The sequence below is a fragment of the Sorangium sp. So ce381 genome (assembly GCF_051473845.1).
In the GTDB taxonomy this organism is placed as follows: Bacteria; Myxococcota_A; Polyangia; order Polyangiales; family Polyangiaceae; genus Sorangium; species Sorangium atrum.
This window is the reverse complement of record NZ_CP150336.1, coordinates 2,081,952-2,105,931: the sequence shown is the minus strand read 5'-3', so window position 1 is coordinate 2,105,931 and position 23,980 is coordinate 2,081,952. Positions and strand designations below refer to the sequence as shown.

General features: G+C 65.3%; 15 protein-coding genes. 8 read left to right on the top strand and 7 right to left on the bottom strand.

From position 1 onward, the window contains the following. Positions 1–31: 31 nt before the first annotated feature. Positions 32–181, top strand: a complete 150-nt coding sequence (locus WMF29_RS07945) for a hypothetical protein (protein ID WP_437328267.1) — start codon at positions 32–34, stop codon at positions 179–181. A gap of 583 nt (positions 182–764) precedes the next feature. Here the strand turns inward: WMF29_RS07945 and WMF29_RS07940 are convergent. Next, the gene (locus WMF29_RS07940) at positions 765–6,671 is read right to left on the bottom strand and encodes an ATP-binding protein (RefSeq protein WP_437328266.1); all 5,907 of its coding nucleotides are present in this window, start codon (positions 6,669–6,671) and stop codon (positions 765–767) included. 947 nt (positions 6,672–7,618) lie between these two features. Here WMF29_RS07940 and WMF29_RS07935 point away from each other — a divergent pair. Then, positions 7,619–11,569 carry an NACHT domain-containing protein gene (locus WMF29_RS07935; protein ID WP_437328265.1) on the top strand — a complete coding sequence of 1,317 codons (3,951 nt, stop codon included), beginning with the start codon at positions 7,619–7,621 and terminating at the stop codon, positions 11,567–11,569. A 167-nt stretch (positions 11,570–11,736) separates the two neighbouring features. On the opposite strand, the gene WMF29_RS07930 is transcribed toward WMF29_RS07935, so the two are convergent. Together WMF29_RS07930 and WMF29_RS07925 are read right to left on the bottom strand one after the other, a co-directional pair. Beyond that, on the bottom strand, positions 11,737–12,168 hold the full coding sequence (locus WMF29_RS07930; RefSeq protein ID WP_437328264.1) for a hypothetical protein: 432 nt from the start codon (positions 12,166–12,168) through the stop codon (positions 11,737–11,739). Then, positions 12,165–14,018, bottom strand: a complete 1,854-nt coding sequence (locus WMF29_RS07925; RefSeq protein ID WP_437331095.1) for a DEAD/DEAH box helicase — start codon at positions 14,016–14,018, stop codon at positions 12,165–12,167. Before WMF29_RS07925 ends, WMF29_RS07930 begins: the two co-directional genes overlap by 4 nt. A 1,031-nt stretch (positions 14,019–15,049) precedes the next feature. Between WMF29_RS07925 and WMF29_RS07920 the strand changes: the two genes are divergently transcribed. Both WMF29_RS07920 and WMF29_RS07915 read left to right on the top strand, forming a co-directional pair. After that, positions 15,050–15,403 carry a hypothetical protein gene (locus WMF29_RS07920; protein ID WP_437328263.1) on the top strand — a complete coding sequence of 118 codons (354 nt, stop codon included), beginning with the start codon at positions 15,050–15,052 and terminating at the stop codon, positions 15,401–15,403. Between the two features lie 150 nt (positions 15,404–15,553). Continuing rightward, entirely contained in the window at positions 15,554–15,754 is a 201-nt protein-coding gene (locus WMF29_RS07915; protein WP_437328262.1) for a hypothetical protein, read from the top strand. Positions 15,755–15,993: 239 nt separating this feature from the next. Here WMF29_RS07915 and WMF29_RS07910 read toward each other — a convergent pair whose 3' ends face one another. The 4 genes from WMF29_RS07910 to WMF29_RS07895 all read right to left on the bottom strand — a co-directional run bounded on the left by WMF29_RS07910 (position 15,994) and on the right by WMF29_RS07895 (position 19,094). Beyond that, complete coding sequence (locus WMF29_RS07910; RefSeq protein ID WP_437328261.1) at positions 15,994–16,194, bottom strand: hypothetical protein; 201 nt, start codon at positions 16,192–16,194, stop codon at positions 15,994–15,996. After that, a complete protein-coding gene (locus WMF29_RS07905; protein WP_437328260.1) occupies positions 16,191–16,754 on the bottom strand; it encodes a sigma-70 family RNA polymerase sigma factor in 564 nt (187 codons plus the stop codon). Before WMF29_RS07905 ends, WMF29_RS07910 begins: the two co-directional genes overlap by 4 nt. 192 nt (positions 16,755–16,946) lie before the next feature. Beyond that, positions 16,947–17,843 carry a helix-turn-helix transcriptional regulator gene (locus WMF29_RS07900; protein ID WP_437328259.1) on the bottom strand — a complete coding sequence of 299 codons (897 nt, stop codon included), beginning with the start codon at positions 17,841–17,843 and terminating at the stop codon, positions 16,947–16,949. 120 nt (positions 17,844–17,963) lie between these two features. Beyond that, positions 17,964–19,094, bottom strand: coding sequence for an RNA polymerase sigma factor (locus WMF29_RS07895; protein ID WP_437328258.1), 1,131 nt, complete (start codon positions 19,092–19,094; stop codon positions 17,964–17,966). A 226-nt stretch (positions 19,095–19,320) separates the two neighbouring features. Between WMF29_RS07895 and WMF29_RS07890 the strand changes: the two genes are divergently transcribed. The 4 genes from WMF29_RS07890 to WMF29_RS07875 are packed head-to-tail and all read left to right on the top strand — an operon-like array spanning position 19,321 to position 23,944. Next, a complete protein-coding gene (locus tag WMF29_RS07890; protein ID WP_437328257.1) occupies positions 19,321–20,442 on the top strand; it encodes a hypothetical protein in 1,122 nt (373 codons plus the stop codon). Between the two features lie 20 nt (positions 20,443–20,462). Then, positions 20,463–22,091: a hypothetical protein gene (locus WMF29_RS07885; RefSeq protein WP_437331094.1), complete on the top strand. Its 1,629-nt coding sequence runs from the start codon at positions 20,463–20,465 to the stop codon at positions 22,089–22,091. A gap of 38 nt (positions 22,092–22,129) precedes the next feature. Further along, on the top strand, positions 22,130–23,674 hold the full coding sequence (locus tag WMF29_RS07880; protein ID WP_437328256.1) for a hypothetical protein: 1,545 nt from the start codon (positions 22,130–22,132) through the stop codon (positions 23,672–23,674). 45 nt (positions 23,675–23,719) lie between these two features. Beyond that, positions 23,720–23,944: a hypothetical protein gene (locus WMF29_RS07875; RefSeq protein WP_437328255.1), complete on the top strand. Its 225-nt coding sequence runs from the start codon at positions 23,720–23,722 to the stop codon at positions 23,942–23,944. Positions 23,945–23,980: the final 36 nt, after the last annotated feature.

Sequence of the window (23,980 nt, the reverse complement as noted above, 5' to 3'; positions counted from 1 at the left end):
AGCGTCAAGCGTCGAGCCTGGGGAGCTCGCCGTGACCGGGCTGTCGCCTCGGGCGGCCGTGGTCGCCTCGCTCGCCAGTTCCCTGAGCCGCGCCGTCGCCCTCGGGGACGAGGTGGCGGCCCGGGTCGTTCACGAGGCGATCGGTCGCCTGCTCGGGTTGCCGGTTGCAACGGAGGCGTGAGCAAGCTTGGACCGAACGTCGAGCCCGCCGCTCGCGTCGACTCGCTGCCGACGCCTTCCCGCTCGCCAGCGCCCGCAGGCTCTGCTGAGATCGCCCGCGCGTGGCGACCACTGGACTTGGCGAATTGCAGCACGCATCTTCGGACGCTACGGAAAAGCCAGGACGCCCCCTGACGTCAGGATGCATGCTCGTGCGAGCACGGCGGTGGCTGAATCAATCGCGTAGATGCGCGCGCTGCCACCCCAGCGAATTCTCGTGGCCCATGCCGATCCAATCATGGATCGAGCCGTTCAACAGCTCGCCGAAGCCTGGGATTTCGCTACTCCTTCTCACCTGAGGCAATCCAGTGCCACGCTCTAGCATCGTAATATCCTGGTCTCGCGCCTTGCTCGATATCGCCACCGTCCCGTTCAAGACGCTCGCGCTCCTAGGCGCTCGATGCACCGAGACGCCGTTGTTCGCCTTATCCTCACGGAGGTCTAACGAAATAGCGTTTTCGCGGCGGCGGCGCGGCGCTCGCGAAGCGAGCGGCGTGCCGACCGGCGTTAAAACGCTATTTCGCTCGGCGTCCCAAGGAACGGGCTCACGTGATGAGTGACGTTGCGCCGAATACACGCTCTGTGGTCGCCGCCTCGCGCTTCTGATACGACCGCTCCCTGTGAGTGCACGTCAGGCGAACGGCCCAACAGAACCTACTTCGAGAACGAGATACAAACCGGTCTACGACCGCCTTCGGCGCCTCCAAGATCTCGCCAGTCCGCGGTTTGACGTCAAAATCATGAATGTGCTCTCGCAACGCGTCGGTCCAGTCAAACCATTGACCGAGTAGCTCGTCGCCAGCCCGGCTTTCTACTCCCGTCTCATAGCACGTCGCGATGGCCGGCTCGTCCGACATGTAGGTCGGGGGCAACCAAACCCCGCGCATGCCGCGCCAAAACTGCCAGCGCTGGATCGGAAGGCCATCTACCTGAATGGCTGCGGGTGCGACTCCCCAATCCGCGATGCGGTCCGCGAGCTCCCCGAAGCCGTTATCGGTCACCGGCCCCGCGAAGTGTAAAAACGACGGCACCCCGGCCACCCGACCGGTTGCCCCGGAAACCGCATCAACAACGTTCGCCGGCTCAGGTGTATCGGTGCCGTAGCACTGCTGAAAGAAGCCGTGGATTTCAAGCTGGTAAACAATCCTCCCGTTCGCGGACTCAGCAACGAAACCGCTCGCGTGCGCTATGTATGAGGTCGAGGCCACGCTCTGTTGCGCCTTCCACAAGTCCTCCACATCACGCCAGACCCTCGCGACCGTCGTATCGATCGGCCCTTCGTCAACAGTAGTGTGCGGCCACCATGCAGGCATCCGACCGGGCCGGACACGCCAGAGGCCCAAGTCGACGGGGCACGCCAAAATTGCGAAGTAGCTTGCATCGTCAGCTTTGATGCGCTTCGACGAGAGCGCCCACGCGATGGCTCGCAAGAACGACGAGCGATAGACGTCACTCAGCGCAATATCGACGATTACACGACTCGATTCTCTCCGCGCCCAATACATGAGCGACTCCTCAGACACCTCTACCGATGTCCGTTCGCAGAGTACGCTCCACTCGTACCCCCATTGCCGCCAGAAACCACGTGCAAAATTTTCCTCAATTCTGTCGGCACGCGTCGCGTATGAAGGAGGAAGGAAGTTCCGAACGTATCTTCGGAAGAAGCGCCCGGGCACAAAACTTGCCGGCACGGCCTGCGAGTACTCTAGAGTACCCTCAGACCACCCGCTCGCGCCAAGCTCCTGAAGCAGCAAGCACGAGAGAAGGTCCCCGGCAGGGAGTCGTCGCGAAGGAGGCCAAGATCTTCCTGCACGAACGAGGGCGAGTAGCCCGTTGGTCCGTAGCGTTGCTAGCTCTTGCTTCTCGATCCAGTCGATTACGGCGTCATACATCCCGCCGTCCTCTCCGGACATCAGGAGCTCGCTGATAGCCGCACACGCACGCTCGCGAACCATCACTGACGGCCAGGTGAGTTGCGACAGTACCATTGAGCGAGCCCGTTCGGCCTCGTCGCGTATATCCTTGGTCCAGGGCGCTGGAGGCAATTCGGCAGGGCCGATAAGCTCAAGAGTCCCCGCCATGACCTCTTCGGCGACGCGCGCCGCAAGGCCAGTCTGCCCCATCGAGATCAGGTAGTCCACAAGCCGCGGAAACCGCATATAGCTCAGGTATCCGCTCCGCAGCTCACCGCCAGTCTCAGTGTCGAGACTTTCCCGAAGGAAGTCGAACCACCGCTCGGGGAAGAACCTCCGCACTTCCGCCGTACGGCTCTCGAACCTCTGCCGTTGGGACCAATATCGCTCCCAGCCTTGATCCTCAGCCTGTGCACGAACCAGCCAGCGGAACGCCGCCGACTTGCCGTCGACAGCCTTCACGCGCTCATAGAGCGCCGCCGAGTAGCCGCGCCATGGGTTCCTCTCCGCCGCCTCCGAAACGACGCGAAACGCCTCAGCGGCGTTGCCCGGGCTCAATGACCAATGCGATAGCCACGTTCGGGCCATGGTCTCGCGGTCCGATCCCATAGAGAACCCCACGGCGCTCATGTACTCGTCGAATCTCTCTGGCGGATAGTCCTTCGGCTCCGGCGGCACCGTGGGTGTGCGCTCCGAGTACGACGAGCTCGACTTCTCCTCCGGTGGCCAAGACGTCGCGTGCGGTCCGAGGTACTCCTTCAGCACCCCGACGGCGCTCATCGCACCCTGCTCGCCCTTTGCAGCACGCTCCTCGAGCGCTGTGAGGCAGTCCTTGTCGACGACCGTTCTTGCGAACGCTTGGTACATCGGCGTCTGCAAGTCTACGGTGCGAAGCACGGATGCACGCGTCGATGTCGCGTAGTGGTGGTCCTCGACCTGACACTGCCACTCGTAGTACGGGCCCAGCATGTCCGGCGCCACGATTGCAAGCGTCACGGCCAAGCTTGCCGGCAAGTGCCTGGTTTCGTCTCCATCGGTGAAATCCCGGATGCGGTCAACTGCTGGCGCAAGGGAGAGTGCCCATGCACGGCCGGAGCCAATGCCGATCTTGCCGCAGCTCTCGATAACATCGAGCGCGCAGAAGATGAGCATGTCCTTGTGGTAGCCGTGGGCGAGTAGCCGTTCGCACGACTCACGAACGTACCGCTTTGATTCGGCATGCCGGCCATGGCGAAGCGCAAGTGCCGCGAGCGAGGCGAATCGTTTTGCGCGTTCGCTCAGGCCATCGCTGCTCAGACGGATGGCGTTCTCCTCGTAGGATAGCAGCCACACGAGTGCCTCGTCGTCGAGATCAACCGCGCCCTGATCGAGATACTCGTGGACCCAGTCATGCGCCGGAACGCACCACGAGGAGACGAGCGTCCGCACAGCTTCCCGCCCTAGCCGCGAGATACGTCCCGAGGCAACGAGGAACCTCGCGAGGCTCACAGAGATGAAACAGATCGTGAGACATGCCGCACGGGCATGCCCGTCCATGAACGCGTCGCGGCCGTCTTCGACTCCGAATTCAGGTGATGAGAGCGCTCGCAAACACTCAAAGATCGCGGCCGTGTCGGCTGTCGTCGCTCCAGTTAGCGCGGGAGCGGCGAGCGCCGCCAACTCGGCCAGCACGCGGATTGCGCGGGCCCACCACCGGTCGGCCGGGAGTCCGGCAATCCATGCAGTGTTCTCGCTGATGTGGCCGCGCAGATGGTTCAAGAGCAATGTGAAGAACGTGTCCTCAAAAACCGCCCCGAGGACCCTGTTACGCGCATCGTATTCAATACGGTGCCCGGCCTCGAATGGACTGGTCGCCGGAAAAGGAGCGACATCCGCGACTGCGCAGGCGTTTCCGAAAAGATGGCAATAGACCTCCGAGAAGGGCGTCGAGGCGTTCGATTCCTCTACCAACTTGGCAATGTCTACGCCTTCATCGAGCGCAAGCAGGATGGCTCGACGAATGGCTCCTCGACCGATGGACGGGTTGAACTCCTTGAGAAGACCCAGGACGAAGCGCGCATTACCAACGTCGCGAAGCCGACCAATGACCCGCATCCAAGCGTCGAGCGTTAAGCGAGCGTAGATGTTTGATGCATTGGCACGGGCGAGACCCGCAATGTGTTCTTTCGGCCGTCCACCGGGCAACGCGGCGCACTCGATGTAGCACTCGAAACTCTCGTGTCCTTCGTCGCCACGCACCCGACGCAACGCGCGCTCGCGCAGCTCCCGGACGCATGCTTGCACCAGCGGCGCCGCTCCGCGGCCGGACATCCAGGTTCCGATGGCGCAGAGCTCACGGACCGACAACGAGTCGGACGATGTCCACAAGCGCGCCGCGAGGTGCGGATCCTCGCCGAGTTCAAGCTGGCTAGGCAGCAGGCGTTCGAGCACCTCGCGGCCGGGCTGATCGAAGCTCGTAGCGCAATAGTCTCTGAGCAGTCCTACGCGGGCCGCACGAGGGAGGTACGCGGGTTTCAGATTCGCCCATGTGCTTCGACGCAATATCTCGTCAAGCTCCGCCTTCGACCGTCGAACTGCGAGGGCTTCGACCGCCCACTCTCGCGTGGGGCCGTCGCGTAGGCCGCGGTCGTCGCCGAGTTTCGCCTCCACGAACCAGCGAAACGCCCAGCGCCAGTACGCGGGCGCGGGGCCGCGCAGCCATTCCAACGCTCGACCGCGCATCCGAGTCGCGTATGCGGCATGGTCATCGAGCCCCTCGACGAACGCGAGGATACTGCTGTGGAACGGACGTAGCCCGAGACCATCATCTACGAGAAGGTGCCGAACTTGGCGGCGTGCGTCGACGATCTCGGACTCCGGACGCCCGCCTCCGGCCAAGCAGGCGACGAGACCGTCGATGGGCCAGGGAAACGGGCACGCCGCGAGCAGATGAAGCACTTCCCGTCCAGCCTCCGGCAATCCCTGAATCAGCTCGCGGTAGTAGCTTCGAATATCTTCATGGCTGCACGGCGGGAGCGCGCGCAAAACCGCTGCTGTGAACGGGAGATGCTGCTCCTGCAGTGCATGGAGCGTGTAGTGAAGGTGCAGCGGATGCCCCTGACTTCGATCGAAGAGCGCCTCAGCTAGATCATTAAAGACCACCTTGGCGGACGCATCGCGATTCAGCACGAGCACGTCTTTTCGATGACGAAGCAGCCACCTCGTTGTCGCAGCGCGATCAAGATGGGGGAGCCTGCGCCATCTCTCGCGCGGCGCGGCGCGATGAAGTGCCGGAGGCAGTTGATGGTCATCAACTGGCTGCGTCGCGACGATGATCACCACGCCATCGGGGGCGGGTAGGAGGAACTGGAAGAGCTGGGACAGTTCGTCGACGGAGCGCCTCTCGCGCCAGACGTGGTCGAGCCCGTCGATGATGACGACGAGTGCCTCGTTGCGCTTCGCATAATATTCACCACACGCCTCAATCCACTTTCGGAGGTCGTGGGGATTCGGGCTTCTCCCGGTGAGTTCCCCGAGCGCCTCCGCGTAGTCCTCGGCGAGGTCGTGCATGAGTGATTCAGCGGCGCGGATGTGATCGAGGCGCAATGCTGAGTCGCGATCACGCACCGAGAGATAGTAGTGGTGTCGAAGAACGGCTCGCTTAGCACGGAGACGACGAAACAGGTAGCTCGCGTAGGTGCTCTTTCCCACACCCGGCGGCGCGGCAAGAACGATTGTTCCGCTTGTCCGGGCAAGAACATCCTGCATAACGCTCGCGTGAAACTCCTTCGAAGGGAGCACGTAGTCCCTCGGGACCGCAACGTCTTGCGGCAGCGAGCGCAGCGATGTCCAACCGGCTGCGTTGCGCAGATGAGTGAGCGAGATGCGGCCGTCGGGGGCTGGCACATCCTTGAAACGCGCCCAGCGTCGGACCTCACTGCACAGTCGGAACCAGTTTGTGTCGGTTCCTCCAAGGGCACTGAACCGACGGCGAACCGCCTGCTCGAGAGTCTCGAGCCCCGGTCCGTCGAATTGGAATTGAAAGCTCGCAAAGAACTTGCCCGCGGCTGCAGCTCCGCCGAGCTGCGTCTCAATCAGCGTGCGAGTGGATACCGGTAGCTTCGCCGGGTTGACACGCCTGTCGACACCGAGCGCATTCGCGATATCCGCTTGGGCCATGCGGTTTGTAACCATGGCTGCGTCAACGCGTGCCACGCCTTGTGCAACGACCTTCTCAAGCGATGTGGCCCATCGTTGAAGGAGAGACGGGAGCGCAGCGCCGTTTTTGGCTTTCCTCTGGTCCGTGAGTTCGGTCCAACTCCATGCGTCATCCGCGTCCGCGGGGTTCGTCGAGAATTTGACTTGCCGCGTAACGAGAGCGCCGTCGGCACGGAGCGCGACGACGTCATCGAGAGCGCCTGTGTCGGCAGCTTCGAGCTCAAACCAAGAAAACCGGTCCGGGTGTTCGAGCCACTCCACGAGCAGATCGAGGGCGACGATGTCCTGGTATTCGTCGCCTGCGCGACGTGCACCGGAGCGCGTGTACGTTTGAGAACTCATACGAAGCTTTGGGGCATGTCACCTCAGCTCCACGGGCTCCGCATCCTCAGCCCCCTGCAGGTCCGACGGCTTGGCAGGACTGCATCGATCACGGGTCTGATGACTGTTGCATATCCGGGCCCCTGGAGTCCGTGACGGGATGCGTCGAAACCGAACGTCCGCCTGCGGTCCGTGGGCGGATCACAGTTCGACGCGCGTGGCCGGTTAGTTGCATCCAGTACAAGCAGAGGCGCCACCGCCGCCCCCGGGTTAGCCGCGTCGGTTACCGTTACCATGGTCGGCTCCGCCGAGGCAAGGGGTACGCGCTGTGACGCGAGGAGCTTGGCGCCTGGACGCATCTGGAGGCGACGCAGGCTTCCTGCTGGCGGCGGTTCTGTCTCCCTGTCCCCATCAGCGGGTCCGGCTCAACCCCCAGTCTGAGCGACGCGCCGAACGTTCGGCCGATGCGCCGCGGGCGCGCAGCGCCCGTCGGATCCATCGGCCTGTTCGGCTTCCCAGGCGACGGCGCCGCACTCCGCCTGGGGAGCCGCCATGCCTGAGCTTCCACTTGAGATCCCATCGACTCGCGTCGGCACGCTGCCTGCGAAGGCGCGCGCGTCGGCGACAGGCGATCGTCGGCGGAGGGGCGGCGAATGTCGCCGCGGGTTTGGCGGTCGTCGATGGTGGACGGCTGATCGGCGCACCTTCTGCGTCGATCGTAGTCGGCCTCTCGCCGCGCCATGGAAGGCGATCGACGCCCGCTGGCAGCGTTTCGCCGTGCAGCGGGCGGCGCTTGGCGAATGGCTCCTCCTCGAAAACGCTTCCGGCCCGCGCATCGCGACGAGTAACATGCGGGCAGGCAGGCGTATGGACAAGCTCATCGACACGTCCGTGGCATCAGGCGCCGGACCAGGGAAGCGTGGGCGCCCCTTCGGTGCTCGACTCGTTCCGGGATCCCCGGCGCGGTCATGACCTTCCTGGAGAACGCGCGGCAGTTCGTGCGTGAGCGCCTGGCCGAGGTGCGACGCGAACTTGCAAGGCTCCGGGAGCCTTATGTCCGCCGGTTGGTGCTCAAGGACCAGCGTCCGGTGGACGAGTACGGGATCAGCAACCCACTCGTCTGGTGGGCGCATGATCGTGACAGGGCCCGGGCGCTGGGCGTGCTGCCGGACGACGAGCTGCACCGCGAGAGGCGGCTCATCCTGCTCGGGAATTCCGGGGCAGGCAAGAGCCGCATTCTCCAGTTCGCGTTCGAGCAGGCTGCGGAGCGGTTCCTCGCCGACGAGGCGGCCCCGCTTCCTCTCTTCGGTGAGTGGTTGAAGCTGCTCAGCTCGCAGACGCCGATCGAAGAGGTGCTGGACCGCAAGAGCGGCGGGCTCTTCCGGCGCGCACGGCAGGAGCACTCCGCCGGATGTGCGCTTTTCCTCGACGCCCTCGATGAGGCACGGCCGGACGCTGGGCGCATTGTCGACGTCGAACACTTCTTCGGCACGCACGCAGCCACGCTTGCCCATGTGAGCGTGACCTGCCGGCGCGTGGCGTACGATCCGCGCTGGCTGGTCGACGAGGGGTTCGTCACCTACGGCGCGGACCGCCTCGACGACGCAGCATACGCGCAGATCGTGCCGAACGCCGCAGACCTGCGCCGCTTCAGGGAGCAGTGCTACGAGCGCGGGATCGAAGGGTTGCTGGAGACGCCCTTCGACGGTTTCTACCTGGCCCGCGAGTTCGCCGCCGGCCGTCCTCTCCCTCCTTCCAGGAGGATCTGCGTCGACCAGCGCTTGGAGGAAATGCTGCGACGGAAGCCGAAGGATGTGGCGCGTGCCCCCGGGCCTTCCGTTGAGCAACTTCGGTTCCTGGCCATCCAGGTCGCCTGTCTTGCAACCTTTGTCAACGCGGAGTTCTCCGAGCAAGAGATCGTCGACCGGCTGGACGACTCGCGCTCTGTCGGAGAGCACCGGCACCGACCGTCGCCGGACGCGGTGAGCGCGCTGGTCCAGCAGCCCCTCTTCGTGAAGCAGGACGGGCGCTGCCGATTCGTGCACCAGCTCTATCACGAGCACCTGACCGCCGAAGCGCTCAACCGGATGCCGTTGCGCAAGCAGCGGCAACTCCTGCGCGTCCCGGCGGACGGCCCGGAGCGCGTGCATGTCAATCTTCGGGGCGTCGCGATGGCGCTGGCGGAGCGCAATGACCGCTACCGTGACCACCTGCTTGAAGACGAGCCTCTCATTGCAGGCCTCGCAGAGCCCGCGGCTCTACCACACGAGGTGCTTGACACCCTGGCGAAGAAGATCATCGATCGGGGCATCGCCCAGGATCTCATCCCTTGGGTCGGCGTGCGACCTCATGGTCGATCGCCTCAGGATGCTCTGCGGAAGCTCCGCCCGCATGATGTTGCCGCGTTGCTCACGCCTTACCTGAGCAGCGATGATCCCCGAGCGCGAGATTGGGGCGTGGCCGTCGCAGAAACGTGGGGTGGGGCACTGGACCTGAACCCGATCATGGTGAATCTCGCGCTCGACACGACGCAGAACGTCAACGTACGAAACACAGCGCTCAGGGTGGTCGCCGCGACGAGAGATATTGCGTCGGTACGTCGGCTGCACGGCTTGTTCGACGACGACTCCGATAACATCCGCGCGACGGCTCTCGAGGCGTATGCTCTCGTGGAGGCGCCCTCGCCTGCTGATTACTTCTCGAAGATTCTTCGCGGAAGAAGAGACACGACGATGCACGGTCCGCTGGAGGGAGAGATCTACCGCTACTGCTTGCGACTCACGCCCGAAGCGCTGACGGAAGCGTTCTCCGTCATGCCCTCCGTTCAGGAGCAAATGGGCGACTTGTGGCGGAGCGCCCTCCAAGGACTGTACCAACACGCTCAGAAAATCGGCTTCTACGACGTACCTGTAGACCTGATCCTAAAGGACTGGTCTCAGGCAGACTACGGCTCTGAGTTCGGTGATGCGACCGCGAGCCGGCTTCTTCAAGCAAACCCGGACTTGCTTCGCCGCGTCTGGGATCATGCGATGCAATCCCTTTCGACGGGGAGCGCCTCGTTCGAGGTCTACAAGGTGTCGTGGGGGCTTGCCAATGCGGCCGGCGATGCCCTGCTCGATCTGCTGCCGGGCTCCTGCGAAGGACTCACAGAAGCCCAGGATAGTTTCTTGTCTCATGCGATCTGTCGATGGCTGGAGGAACACCGCACCGCAGAGGCCGTAAGCCTTGCTCGCTCTCGTGCGCCCGCGTTTTCGTCACGCTTCTGGTTGATCCCGCAGCATGTCACGCCGTCATCGGGGCAAAGGTTGCTCGAATGGCGAGCAAAGCTCGCGGAGATGGTTCGGGCCAACGCGAACGAGCGAACGAAGCTCAAAAACATATGTCGGAAGCTCCTATCCCGCGGTACCGGTCAGGATCGGGCCGTGGTCCTCGACGACTTGCGGCAGGCCGACCCGGATCTATGGCGCCGATGTATCTTCCACATTCTCGAAGGCGAGGACGACTTCTTCATGCCCGGCACCGTGCTCACCTACCTGCGTGATCTCGGCTGCGATCTCTATGTGCACCGATGCCTGGAGCGGCTGGAGCGAGGAGACGTCCGGCCCCTTGGAGATCACGAGATGGTGTCCTATTTGGAGCGCTTCAAGCCCTCCGGGTATGAAGGGGCGCTGAAAGAACACTATCGTCGCGAGGTCATCCGCAGCGACGAGATGAACCCGCGCCATCACGACGCAGTCACCTTTTTGGCGTTGCTCCTCCTGCTAGAGGTTGGTGACGCCTGGGCCTGGTCCGAGTTGCAGGAGCGGATCTCGCAGGGACGCGTCCCGCTGCTCGATGACGACATCGTCTTTCCCAGATCCCATTCGCAGAAAGGCGGCGCGTCGTTCTGCATGACGGCCGCTGCCCGCGCCTCTGCGAACGCCGTGCGCATGCTAGCCGATTGGTACGCCCTCGTTCGAGCGACCTCGACGACGAGCCGCTGGCATCGGTCGGACTCGCTGCAAGCGTTCCTCCTCGGCATCATGGAGGCCGTTGATCGCGCAAGCACCGTCGGCGAACTGGCGCGCCTGCGCGCAGCGGCCAACTACGTGGATGCACGCTGGCTGGGCCACGTCAGCGAGGACGTCGAGAGCCGCCTGTCGATGTCGGCCTGGTCGGCCGGAGGCCTGCTCGACTTCATCAATCGAGAGCGCGTCGGCGCTGTGCACACCGAGCGCGACCTCTTCGAGTGGACCTGCGACGCCCTCGACCGCCTGGCCGAAGGATTCGAGAAGCGCGCCGAGGCGGTCGCAGGCTTCTGGGACGACCAGCGCCCGAAACAGGAGACGGACTGCCAGAACGTCCTCTGGCCCCTGTTGAGGAAGGAGCTCCAGAGCGCCGGGCTTGTTGCCACCATCGACGACGAGATTCCGATCCGAGAGGGCTACTGCGACCTGTTGATCCAGCGCCCCATGGGCGAAGATCCGCCGTTCCGCGTCATCCTGGAGCTGAAGGTCGCACATGCATGCTACGGAGAACGCGAGCTGATCGATCGCCTCGAAGAGCAGCTCGTCGAGAGGTACATGCTCCCGACCGGAGCGCGCCACGGCGCGTTCATCGTCCTCTGGTTCAAATGCGATCGGTATGACTACCCCGCTGCCTGGAGCGACAAGGCGGCCTTTGCGGCGGCGCTCGAAGACAGGCGGCGAAGTGTGGGGGAGAGGCGCCCCGTCACGCTCGCGTCCTACGTGTTCGACATGACCACGCGCTGGCGTGGCCAGCGGAAGGTGCTTAAGGACGAGCGCGAGCGCCCCACGCCCAAGGCGAAGGCGCGCGAAGGCGCTGCCCGACTTGCCGGGAAAACTCGGGAAGCGTCGAAGACCACGCGGGCTTCCCAGCCGCGGAAGGGGAAGTCGACGCGCCGCTCCCGCGGCTCCTGAGCCGCCTGTGACCTCTGCGCGTCCCATTCCAACGTATTGACGCCCACCACCCGGGCATCATTGCGAAGTGCTGCGAGGTGTCAGCCCGCCGAACGCGAAATTGAGCTGCGGTCGGGGATGCGAAGCGGCCCCGACCGTCAGATCCAATTTCTGGTTGGGCATTGTTCTTACGCGACGGCTCGGACCTTGCTGAGGAATCGTTCTCTCAGCTCTTCTGGCACAGTCGAGATGAACCGCTCAACATTGCTGGACGAATTCAGTGCACGGAGTTGCTGTACTAGTTCGACGAGCACGCGATCCACTGCCTCGTTCCGATCCCACTGAACCTTGAAGGACTTAGATCCCACCTTTTGCTCGATGCGGAGCAGCCGCCTGTCGCTGGCATACACGTAACGCATCTTGTGACGCGTGGCGGACGGGTCGTCCATGTCGAGGAAGGTGACAGTCGTGCATACGAGGTCATCGTTCTTCACCACCTCAATGCTTTGATAAGGGTCCTCGAAGGCCGCGTCGGCCAAGTCGGACGGCTGAACGCCTAGAGTCGCGTGTATCGACAGGAGCGTGTCTAGTAAGCCATCGATGTGGGGATTCGTTCTCATGGCAAGATTTTCCTCAGTTCGGCAACGATTTTTGTGACGGTATTGATGGACTGGAGAAGTACGGCATTATCACGATCTTTGACAGGTCCGAACTTCTCGTACAGCTTGGCATTGATGTAACGGACCAGCGTCGCATCGTTCTGCGATTGCTCATTCAGATTATGAACGACTTTCCTGAACTTACGTACGAGTTCCGTGCCTTTTTCGCTTATACCACAGTCGCTGAGCAAGCTGGTTGCCTCGTCTTCGATTTTTTTCGTGAGGAGCTCGCGCATCTGCTTTCTCGCCAGTGCGGGGCGCTTCTCCATTAGCCGTGGATCAATTAGCAGTGCTGCCTTGGTGGTGCTCTTCTTGATGAGCGTGACCTTCAAGGCTTCCAAGGTCTCCTCAGTGACACCTGCGCCACGGAGTTTTTGAATTTCTGCGTCCGCCTCGATCTCGATTTGTCGACGAGCAGTCGCAAACATTTCGTTAAAATCGATGTCTACAAGATAGGAGTCAGCGGTGCTCACAAAGGCAGCGTCTGATCTTACGCTGGCAAGGGTATTGTCGCGCTCAGTATACTCGGCATCGGAGATGACGTGCTCACCCATACGGGAACGCTTTGCTCGCTCGACTTCCTTCTGAAAAATCTTCCACATCGCATCGAGCCCGATCTCCTCATGGTACACAACCACGGCGTTGTTGTCGACTTCGAAGGCCGTGATTTCGTCGTTGGGAATCGCTCGGAGTACCCGGCCTACCACCTGAGCAAACGCATTGAGACTTCGATAAGGCCGGAATATCGCGAGCGTTGACAGGTACTGGTGGTCATACCCCTCCATTAGCATGTTGACGGAGATGACGACTTGGCAGGAATGGGTATCAATGGCTCGAAAGGACGATGTGAGTTCGTCCTCTGACATGTCGCTGTGGACAATAACTGATTCAAGACCGGCTTGCTTATACCATGTACAGAGGTCGTTAGCGTGTGCGATGCTGCAACCGATGGCCAGTACCTTGTGAGGCACTTTCGGTGATGTTGCCTGGAACTCTCTCAACTTTCGGATGCTGTGCTGGATAACGTCTTGTGAGCAAGACTCGGCCAGGGCGACACTTTTCTCGATCCACTCACGATCCTTGAGTTCGAGGACTTCGTCTTTGGAGAACTTCCGCCCAGGCTGTTCAGGAATCGTGAAATAGAGTTCGTGGGCATTCGTTGTTTCCTTACGAAGCCACTTGACGTAACGATCCCGCATCACTTCCGACAACGGAGTCTCGTGGATTCGCTCGCCTGGGATCTCCTGGCTATCTCCGCGATATGGGGTTCCGGTGACATGGAGTTTCTTCGCGGAGGAAAAATAGGCCAACACTTCTCGCCAGCTATCCGCCGGCGCATGGTGCGCCTCGTCAATGATCACCATGTCGAAGAAGTCCCGCTTGACGCGACTGAGGAGTCCGCGCGAACTTGATCGATTGATCTTGTGAATGTTGGAGTAGACGATGTGGCTACTGGTTAGGTGAGCGTCCGAAATGTCCGAGTGGTACTCGTTGACAATAGGTAGGTGATCGGGGTCGAAGATCACGTCGAAATTGACCCAGAAGTTATCCTGCAATGATTCTTGGGTCTTCCGGATGCTCTGCTTGGTAACAAGTCCTGGAGTGACGATGAGGACCCGCCCTTGGGATACGCCGAAAGGGGCAATGGAGACGAGTCCGGTCTTTCCGGTGCCAGTGGGCAGAACGACGAGTGCTTCGCCCTGCGGACATCGCGTGAAGTACTCCTGAATCTTGATATAGGCTTCAAGCTGAGGTTTGCGGAGCTTGGAGTTTGTGAGGATATTTACCGCGGTGTCCATGAAATATTGCATGCTCAATCCCTGGGCTCTTGATTCAAAGAGATGTGTGACAAGGTCCGACTGTTCTTGGTTACATGCCCAACTATCAGTCGATTGTTCAACCGAAGCCGCCGGACCAGGTCTGTCGAGATCGTCGCCTTTTGTGACGTCCCCCACGAAAAGTCTCATGGATCGGCTCTGCGCCGCAAGGCTCAAATGCTGTCCAGCGCCATAGGGTAGATCCGTGTAACACCAGCGGCAATCGCCACCTTTCCCGGGGCTCGGGGCGCGGCGGACGCGCGGCCGGGGGCGTCGCGCCGCGTCGCGCCTGGGTGACACGGCGCGGCCGCCTCATCGGGAGGCTGCCCGACACATGCCGGTCCGTTCACAATCTCGGACCGAAGGGGCCGTCGAGGGGGCTGCGGACGGGCAGGCCGCCGCGTTCAGCACGTGCTTCATCGTCGATGATTCGACCCGCCTCTGGTTGCGAAAACTGGTCCACCCCCCGGCTGAGGGTGGTCGCGTCGAGCGCGCCGCCGGCGCGTTCGGGAGCGAGCCGGTGGTGAGCGCGCGGGCCGCGACGGGGGGCGAGGTGCGACGCTCGGGGAATGCGTCGCGCGCAGCCGCGCCGGGTCTGCCTTCGATCGTTCCTGCCTGATCCTCGCGTTGGCGATCGGCAGCACGTGTGCCCATCGTCGTCGTTCCAGGTGGCGAGGCGGAAGGAGACGCAGGGGTCGTGGCCGGAGCGGAATCCGGACTACTTCGTAGCGCGACGGCTGAGCAGCGGACGGCGACGACCTGGCGGCCGCCTGCGCCGCTGCGGGTGCCGCCGCCGCTCGACCGACTTCCCTGGGACATCGCGCACGACGAGTTCGGGGTCCAAGGCGCGGATTTCCTTGGGGTATTCGGTCGAGTTCTGGTGGGCGCCGCGCAAGACCAGACGCAGGCAAGTCATGGATACTTCATGAGAAAAGGGGCGGACACCCCAGGGGTCGCCGAAAAGACCCGAGCCCGGGTGTGCGAGGGTTGGCCTGCGCCGCGGAGCAGCGGCGCTCCCGTACCCGATGGATCTGGAACTCCACCAGGTCGACCTTCGCTACGAAGAGCTTCGCAGCCGCAGGCCGGCGCGGGAGCGGCGCCAGTTCTCGTCGCTCGTGGAGGTCGGACAGCAGGCGCCGATCGTCGTGGTGAGCCCGGCCGCGTCCGAGCGGCCCGTGGTGATCGACGGCTACAAGCGGGTGCGGCTGCTTCGTCGCCTGGGCAGGACACGGTGTGGGCACCGGCGTGGGCTCTTGGCGCGGCGGATGCGCTGTTGCTCGAGCGGCTGCTGCGCGCGGGCGACGCGGACAACGCGCTCGAACTGGGTTGGTTTCGGCGCGAGCTGCGGGAGCGATTCGGCCTCTGCGGCGAGGAGCTGAGCAAGGGATTCGGCCGGACGCCGAGCTGGGTGAGCTGGCGTCTATCGCCGGTCGCAGAGCTGCCTGAGGCGGTGCAGGCGCACGTGCGCGCGGTGACGCTCGGAGCGAACACTGCGATGGAATGCCTGGTGCCCTTGGCGCGCGCCAACCGTGCTGAGGGCGAGCGAGAGCTGTTCGCCGTCGGATGGCCCGCGCCGCGTCGCCACGCACGAGCCGATCCCCGAGCCCGTCGACGCGCGCGTGAGCGCGCCCGAGCACCGCCCGCCGCGCAGCGCGAAGGTCTTCGCGCGCGACGCGCCGCCTTCCGAGGAGCGCGAGTTTTCGCGCGGCGGCGACGAGGAGATCGCGTAGGTCGCGCTGCTCAAGCGGCGCGGCCGGTCGCTGCGCCCCCTGCGCAGTCTGGCGGTCATGATGCGTGACTAGCTGTGCGAGCCGTTGCTCGCCGCGGTGCGGATCGCGGCGCACCATGGGCTCGACGACATGAATCAGCTCGATAGGCTGGCGCTGCGCCGCGTCGTCAGCGGCTGCTTCCCGCTGCCCTCCGAGGCCGAACGAGCTCGGCTCGGCGGCGCTCGATCCGAGCCCGACGCCTATTCTTCACCCAGAAGCGCGAGGATCTTGTCGCGCAGCTCTCGCTTGACCCGCTGCCGGTTCAGGTCGTCCTCGTAACCGGCTGCGATAGGTGACACCTTGCTAACCCCTTTGATCATCATGAGAGCGTCGATTGTTCGCTCGGCCTCGTGATCGTCCAAGTTGCGCCGGAAGTGAACAACCAGGCCTTTGATGGTCATTGCGGCCCCACTCTCCGGGAGAAGTCCTCCGTGTTTTCCCGAAGTCCGATGATGTCGCGCAGCGCACCGATCGCCTTGGCGCGTCGCTTGTAAATCACAGAGAGAGGTAGCCCTGCGTCTTCGGCGATCTGGGCCATCGAGACTCCGTTGAGATCATGCGCCACGAGAACAAAGCGCAGCTTCGGATCGAGCGCGTTCACCGCGTCGATTGTGCCCGTCCTGATGCTGTCGGACTCCATCGTGGCAGCGGCGTCCGGCGCTGAATCGGCCACATCGATCAAATCGACGAGCTCCTCCCTGCGGCGCTCCATACGCTCGTGATAGTGTGAAGCAACGTGTACGGTGATTGCGTTCAACCAGCGTTCCGGCCTGCCGCGTCTCGGATCGAACCTGGGCCAGCTCTCCCAGACAGTGAGCCAGACTTGGCCTGCGACGTCGGTACGATGGCACCGCCGGACCCCCAGCCTCCCCAGCCAGCGCAGCACGGCACGAACCTGCGACGGGCAAAACAGGCGCGCGTACGCGGCGGCTCGCTCGTCTTCATTCAACGGACGACCCATGGCTTTACCCTCCCCCTCGGGCAATCGCCCGTAATCTGACGATGCTGCGTGTCCGCACTGTGCGGCACCGGTTCGCGGTCTTCGCTGTCCGCTACCAAAGGAAGACGTCAGCCGTAGCTGCTCAGTTCCCGTTGCGCCTGCATGCTCGCGAGCAGGCGCCTGATGGCGTGTAGCTGCGAGGCGCGGTGGCTCTCATCCATGGCTCCCTACTCCCGGAAGGGTCGTGTTCAGCAGCGAGCGCTCTGCTTCCTCCCAATCGGACCCGTTGGCGGAGCTCGCCCCTCCTTCGTCGCGCTGTAGCGGGAAGCTCGTCAGCGTGGCAGCACGACGGGCGGGCTCTGGCCCCGTGGCTGTGCGAACAGGAAGCGGCGACCGAAGCCGCAGCTGTGGAGGCGGCGGGAGCTTCGCCCGCGGGCTCCTGGCTGCAAGCTCGGGAGACGGCACCACGGGCGGAGGAACGTCGAGCGCGCGGGGCGGTATCGTCGGCGGAGTCGGTGGCGCCGAGCTCGGCGCCGACGACGACTCGGGAAGCGCCGAGCTCTCACGCTTGGTGCTGGGCGCACCGATCTGCATCACCACCGTCGTCTCCGCGTCCGTTCGGTGGTCGTCGTGCAGCCGCCACAGGCGCTCCCAGTACCGCGCCGGCGTACCGGTGAAGGACTCCAGCTGCCGGGCAAGGCCGGTCGTCATCGGCAGGTCGCTCCTCAGCAGCCGCTCCACCTCCCTGGGTTCCAACCCCGTGCTCTCGGCCAGCTTTCTCCTCCACGAAGGCGTCGTCGCGCAGAACGACTCGAGGACCCTTCCCGGCCAGGGGACGGGGCGCGTGCGGGCCTCCGCCAGCTCTGCGAGCACCGCATCGACGTGACAGTCCAGAAGGCGCCGGTATCGGTCTCGCTCGCCCGCTGCCTGCTCCTTCGCATCGGTGAGGGCTGCCTCCTCGTCATCGTGCGCGTGCTCGCGCGCCTCGCGAAGCCCGCGCTCGCGTCCCAGCGCTTCGCGCGCGGTGACCGCGAAGCCGATCGCGACGCACGCGATCATCGCGAGCCCGAGCGGCGACACCAGCCACATCGCCCCCAACATGTCTTCCATGAACTTTCGCCTCCTGGACCTGAGCGTTGTTGTCCGACGCAGGGCGGATCTCGGCGTTGCGCTGCGCGAAAGCAGCACCGCTATCCCCGCCTGCATAGCTGTTGATGGGTAGCCGACGATTCAGCGAAGCTGCCTGAGCAGCGCTTCGCGCTCGGCGGCGAGCCGCCCTCGCGGGAACTGCCGCGCGTGGGCCTCGAGCAGCCGGCGAGCCTCGACGTCGGCCATGACGTCGTTGGCCTCGATGGCCCTCCGCGCCTGGTTGACCAGGCTCCTCTCGACCTCGCCGGCGGTCGGTCGAACGGCGCTCGCCGGAGGCGCGGCCCGGTGACTTCTCGTCTTCGCGTTCGAGGGAGCGGGCGTGCCGGTCGCCATCGCTTCGCCGCGCGCGCTTCCGTGTTCCGTCCGCGAAGAGATCTCGTGCGCGGTCGCCGCGGCGGGCGCCGCTGCGCCGGGCATCCCGTCTCCACCGGCCGGCCCCGCGGCGCTCTGGGCGCCATCTCGCGCGGGGGGCGCCACGGCGTTCTGCTCCGCGGGCGCGGTGGCAGGGGCGCGGAGCGCCGCCGCCCTAATCCACGGTTCCAGGTCGGGCATGGGCGGCACGGCGGAGACGAGCGCGCCAGTCAGCAGGACGAGCGCGGCCTGAACGACGATCCTCAGGCCCAGCCGGCGCAGCGAGGCCACCCACGACGCACGACGGCCGAAGCCCAGTGCAAGCGGCACGCAAATGCTCCCGTCCCTTCCCTGAGAGCGCTCCTGCGCCTGCCACCGTCCCCCCTGCACCTCGAGCTCTTTGTGGGCCCGCCGGTGTCGCGTCTTCACCGTGTCCAGCGGGAGCCCCTGCTCGGCGGCGATCTCGGCGAGCGGGATCTCCTCGAGGTCGTGCTTGATCACGAGATCCCGGTACTTGGGATCGAGTTGGTCGATCAGCTGCCGGGTGAGCTTTTCCCGCTGCCGTCTGCGGAGCAGCTCTTCCGGCGTGGGGAGCTCATCTCGGATCTCGCGCTCATCGAACGACGTGAGCACCTCGCCGCGGCAGCGCGCGTCCCGGACGTGATTGCGCGCCTGGTTGACGGCGATCGTGACGCGGTAGGGCCCCGGATCTCCGCCCGGCCCGATCCGTTGGTCGGCGTCGAGCCCCCGCAGCAGCGCTTCCTGGGCGATATCCTCGGCGTTTCGCGCCGGTACACCGTGGCGCCTGGCCAGGCGCCGGAAGAGCTCGAAGCCGGGGGAGTCGGTCTCTGGCTTGGCCACGGTAAGCAGCACACGCGAGGCGGCCCAAAAGGTTCAGAGAAATGAGTCGAGGAGCAACTTCGGTCGGACAATGTGCTGCTATGTAGTTTCTTGGACTACGCTTGGCCATGTCTGACGGATGGTTGAACGCATTCCCTCATCCGACCGTCAATTCCCACCGAAGCCGCCGAGACGTGGCGGTTTCTGCCGGTTGACGCCTAGCAGCCGGCGTCGGTACCGTCGCGGCATGCGTTGCATTGCGCATTCGCTCTCGATTTTTCTTGCGCTCGGGGCCGCAACAGGCTTCCCGAACTCGGCCAGCGCGGACAATATCCATCCGAAGGCGGGACCGAGCGACCGATCGACGGTGAAGGAGCATGTTCGCCGTGGTCAGAAAGCGCGCAAGGCCGGGCTGTGGACCGAGGCAACCGCTGAATACAACGCAGCTTTGGAGGCCGCGGACGCGGCGACCAGCACCGAGGTGGAGCGCGCGGAGCTCGCCGGCGAACTCGGCCTTTCCGAGCTCGCGCTGCACAAGTACCGCGACGCGGCCGAGCACCTGGCCAGGAGCCTAGAACAGCGCGAAGCGTTGCCGGAAGCGCTCCAGCAGCGATTCGAGGCAGGGCAGCGCAAGGCAGCGCCGCACGTCGCGCGGCTCGTGCTCGGCGTCGATCCGCCCGACGCCGAGGTGCTCATCGACGGCAAGCGCATCGGCCGGACCGCGCGCACGTACACGCTGTTCTTCGAGCCGGGCCAACACATGGTACGGGGCCGTGCACCGGGCTGTAAGGACGCGCTTCATTCGCTGCGCGCCGTGGCGGGCGCGGAGCACGAGTTCACGATGCCGTTGCTGTGTGCAGCGGCGAGCGGCACCAAGGAGGCGAGCAGCTCCAAGGGGACCGCGACCGCGACGCCGACTGCCGTGCGCGCTTTGCCCCCTCCACGCGTGCAGGCCCCCAGTCCGTGGGCTTCCTGGCCGGGCACGCTGCGTGTCGTGGGAATCTCGCTCGCGACGGGCACCGTATCGGCAGGCGCCATCCTCATGATCAGCGCCAGCAAGCTCGACCAGGATATGAGCGCTCGGCGGGACCAGCTGAAGAGCGACCCAAGCTCGAGCTCGTCCATGTGCTGGCAAGCGCCAGAGCGCTCGCCGTGCGGCGAGCTGCGGCGCCTGCGCGACGCGCGCAACCTGTCCGACCGGGCGGGTACGGCCCTCGTCATCACGGGCGGTGTGATCGGCGCGGCCACCGCCGCGTCCTTCTTCACCGACTTCTCCTTCCTGGGACGCACGCCAGCTCAGGAAGGGGTCAATGTATCGCCCGTCGTGACCGGGCACGAGACGGGCGTGAGCATCGAGGGGGTGTGGTGACCATGCCGGGTACCGAGGGGATGCGGCCACGGGAAGACCGAAGAGCGTTGGCCGCCGCCGTTGCTGTCGTGGTCTGTGCGTGGGGCGCGAGCAGCACGCTGCTAGCTTGCACTTCGTACCGCGACGATTGCTGGGAAGTGATGGAGTGCGCCCCGGCGCCTGAGCCGACTTTCTGTGACGGCGACCCAGCGACCGCAATGGCGCTCGACGAGTGCGGGGTGTTCGTCAGCGAGCAGGGCGACGACAACAGCCCCGGAACGAAGGACGCTCCGGTGAAGACCCTGCAACACGCGATTGGGCTCGCCGCGCATGGGCGAAGCCACGACGAGGAGCCGACCCGGCGCGTGTACGCGTGCGGAGGGGAGTTTGCGGAGACGATCACGCTGCCCTCGGGGGTCGACCTCTGGGGCGGGCGCCTGTGTGACGGCGGGGATTGGTCCTACGAGGGGGCATTCGGCGGGCCGGAGCACCCGACGATCATCGCTCCGTCTGGGGGGATCCCGCTGAGGGTGATCGCAGGCGAAAAAGAGGGCAAGACGTCAACGGTCTTCGGCGCGAGCGTCAAGGCGGCCGGCGCCTCGGCACCCGACGGCAAGTCGTCGATCGCGGTGATCTTGAGCACGGGGGCCAGGGCGATCGTGCGGGAAAGCGTGATCGCCGCGGGCGACGGCAAGGACGGGGAGCCGGGGAAGGACGCGCCGAGCTTCCGCGCGAATGCCGGCATGGTGGGGAACGACGGCGCGAACGCCTGCACCACGGACTCCCCGACGGGCGCGCTGGCAGTCGTGACCGTGTGCGACGATGGCGTCGAGTCCACCGGAGGCTACGGGGGCGACGGTGGGCTCGAGTCGGGGGGCGATGGCGCTCCTGGGCAGCCGCGGCCCGCGGAGAATCCAGAAGGCAACGGCCTTGGAGGCACTGGCGCGGCTAGCGCGCGTTGCGGTGATGGCGAAAACGGGATGGACGGCCCTGACGCCGGTCGCGCGGACGGTGCTGTTGGCGCAGGCTACCTCACCGAAGACGGCTGGATGGGAATCCGCGGTGATGATGGAAAGAGGGGCGGCGTCGGTCAAGGAGGGGGCGGCGGTGGCGGCAGCAAATCGCGGGGAGCGATGGGGGCGTGCCCGGCTAGCCGCCCGCAGGCCGGCGCAGGTGGCGGCTCAGGTGGCAGCGGCGGCTGCGGTGGCCTCGGGGGTAAAGGCGGTGGCTATGGCGGGTCGAGCATCGGCGTCGTTGCCCTGCAGGGGAGCTCGGTGACGCTCGAGGCGACTCGGGTGACTACGGGCAACGGCGGCAACGGCGGGGTCGGCGGCACGGGCCAACCGGGGGGCGGGGGTTCCGTCGGCGGCTATGGTGGAAAGCCTCCTCCCGGTGTCAGTGAGATGTGGCCCGCGTGCTCCGGCGGCGCGGGTGGCCACGGCGGTCGCGGGGGCGACGCCGGCGGCGGCCTCGGGGGGTCGTCCTACGGCGTCGCTGCTCACAGCGCCTACGTGGGCATCGGGCCGGACTCCCCTGTACAGCTTGGAAACCCTGGCCAGGGCGGCAGCGCAGGTAATGCAGGACCAGATGACGAGGTGGGGATGGGCGAGGATGGCGACTCCATGCCTTACCGTCAATTCGACGTGCCCAATCCCGCCCCGCCCCGCTGATTGTCCCCCTCGCTACGACACGACATCGAGGAAGAACGATGCGAACCACAAGAGCGATCCATCTGTCCCCCGCGCTGCTGCTCGCCCTGGCCGGCTGCGGCACCGCGCCGGGCCCCAACGAGCCTGGCGGACCGGCGTGCGACGGCACCTCGTCGTGTCAAGGCGAGCCGCCGCCGGAGTCGGTCTGTCTCGAGCGTCTCGCCGCCGATGTGTGGGAAGATGGATGCGGCGTGTTCGTGGGGGGCGTCTGGGGCAGCGGCGACGACGCGAACCCCGGCACGACCAAAGACAAGCCGGTGCGCACGCTGCAGCGCGGCGTGGAGCTCGCGCGTACCGGCCGAGGGCGCGTCTTCGCGTGCGCCGACGGGTTCTTCGGGCCCCTGACGCTGCCTTCCGGCGTGGATCTCATCGGGGGGTTCGGCTGCGTGAGCTGGAAGCGCCAGGCCGACACGCGCTCTGTGCTTCAGATTTCGGACAGGCCGGACATCGTCCTGACCGTTGTGCCGGCGAGCGACGGCGACAGCGGCGCCGCGGACGGGGTATCGACAATCGTCGACATGATCTTGGATGGGTGGGGCCCGATCACGATGCTTGTTCGCTCCAACACGGCCGTGGAGCTCATCCGGAGCGAGCTCCGCACCTCCTACGGATGGGCAGGCCACGATGGCGAGAAATGGGGCGGGCTAAACCAGGCACCGCGCGGACCGGATGGCGTGTATGGCGGCGATGCGTGCTCGGCAGACACGGTCCCCGGCGGCCCGGCGGTGATGAATCCGTGCGATGGCGGAATCCCGAGCGCGGGTGGCAAGGGAGGCGACGGGCGCGCCGACGGCGCTGGAGATGGGGAGGCCGGCGAGCCCGTACCCGAGCCGGACCCCGGCCACGATGGGCAGGGAGGACTTGGCAACCGGGCAGACGGTGGTTGCAGCGGCGGCTTCACCGGGAAAAACGGCATGTGGGGTACCGTCGGCGCCGCGGGTCAGGGCATCGGGCGCATCACCGAGACAGGATGGGAGGCCGACTGGGCAGGCGACGGCGATAGGGGCATGCCGGGTCAAGGCGGCGGCGGGGGCGGTGGCCGTCGAGGCGGCCTCGCCGTGTGCGGCGTGGCCTCGAAGGGAGGCGCCGGCGGCGGCTCCGGAGGCGCTGGTGGCTGCGGTGGGCGAGGCGGTCGAGGGGGTGAGAACGGCCACCCGACGATCGGGATCGTCGCGCTCCACGCCAACCTGACGGTACGCGACACCGTGATCGAGACGCGCGCAGGGGGACCGGGTGGCGACGGCGGGCCACCCGAGCAAGGGGGCAAAGGTGGTCGAGGCGAACTGGGCGGCGCCGTGGGAGACGGCACCTGGTCCTGCAAGGGTGGCGACGGCGGCCTAGGGGGCGATGGCGGCTACGGCGGCCCCGGGCGCGGCGGCGACTCGATCGGCATCGCCTACCTCGACGAAGCTCGGCTCACGCTCGAGGGGGTCACCTATACTCTCGGACCGCCGGGGAAGGGCGGCGTGAGCTGGGATTGGTCTGGCGAAGAGATCCGGGGGGAGGACGGCACCCGGGTCGAGACGCTGCGTTTCCCTGAATAGGATCACGACACTTCAGGCGAACCCTGGTGTGACAGGGCGCCGACGGTGGCACGCTCGGAGCTCCACGAGGGCGCCCGCGGGCCTGCTGGTGGCGACGTAGACAGCCGCACGGCGCCCCAGGAGCACGACGCCGAGACCTCGCTCGCGGAGCTCGCCGGCGAGGGTCACGAGCTCAGCGGCCTCCGCCTCGACCTCGCGGCCGGTCCGCAGGCCGTGGCGTCACGCACCCCCAAGCACACCTCTCCGGTTCCGCGACTGTCCGCGCATTGAGGACGGACAACCTGGCGCTCGGGGCGCGATCCACGG

What these genes read in the sequence shown, in the direction of transcription:
- WMF29_RS07940 (WP_437328266.1), bottom strand. Translation starts at nt 6,671, where the DNA reads ATGAGTTCTCAAACGTACACGCGCTCCGGTGCACGTCGCGCAGGCGAC.
- WMF29_RS07935 (WP_437328265.1), top strand. Translation starts at nt 7,619, where the DNA reads ATGACCTTCCTGGAGAACGCGCGGCAGTTCGTGCGTGAGCGCCTGGCC.
- WMF29_RS07930 (WP_437328264.1), bottom strand. Translation starts at nt 12,168, where the DNA reads ATGAGAACGAATCCCCACATCGATGGCTTACTAGACACGCTCCTGTCG.
- WMF29_RS07925 (WP_437331095.1), bottom strand. Translation starts at nt 14,018, where the DNA reads ATGCAATATTTCATGGACACCGCGGTAAATATCCTCACAAACTCCAAG.
- WMF29_RS07920 (WP_437328263.1), top strand. Translation starts at nt 15,050, where the DNA reads ATGGATCTGGAACTCCACCAGGTCGACCTTCGCTACGAAGAGCTTCGC.
- WMF29_RS07910 (WP_437328261.1), bottom strand. Translation starts at nt 16,194, where the DNA reads ATGACCATCAAAGGCCTGGTTGTTCACTTCCGGCGCAACTTGGACGAT.
- WMF29_RS07905 (WP_437328260.1), bottom strand. Translation starts at nt 16,754, where the DNA reads ATGGGTCGTCCGTTGAATGAAGACGAGCGAGCCGCCGCGTACGCGCGC.
- WMF29_RS07900 (WP_437328259.1), bottom strand. Translation starts at nt 17,843, where the DNA reads ATGGAAGACATGTTGGGGGCGATGTGGCTGGTGTCGCCGCTCGGGCTC.
- WMF29_RS07890 (WP_437328257.1), top strand. Translation starts at nt 19,321, where the DNA reads ATGCGTTGCATTGCGCATTCGCTCTCGATTTTTCTTGCGCTCGGGGCC.
- WMF29_RS07885 (WP_437331094.1), top strand. Translation starts at nt 20,463, where the DNA reads ATGCGGCCACGGGAAGACCGAAGAGCGTTGGCCGCCGCCGTTGCTGTC.
- WMF29_RS07880 (WP_437328256.1), top strand. Translation starts at nt 22,130, where the DNA reads ATGCGAACCACAAGAGCGATCCATCTGTCCCCCGCGCTGCTGCTCGCC.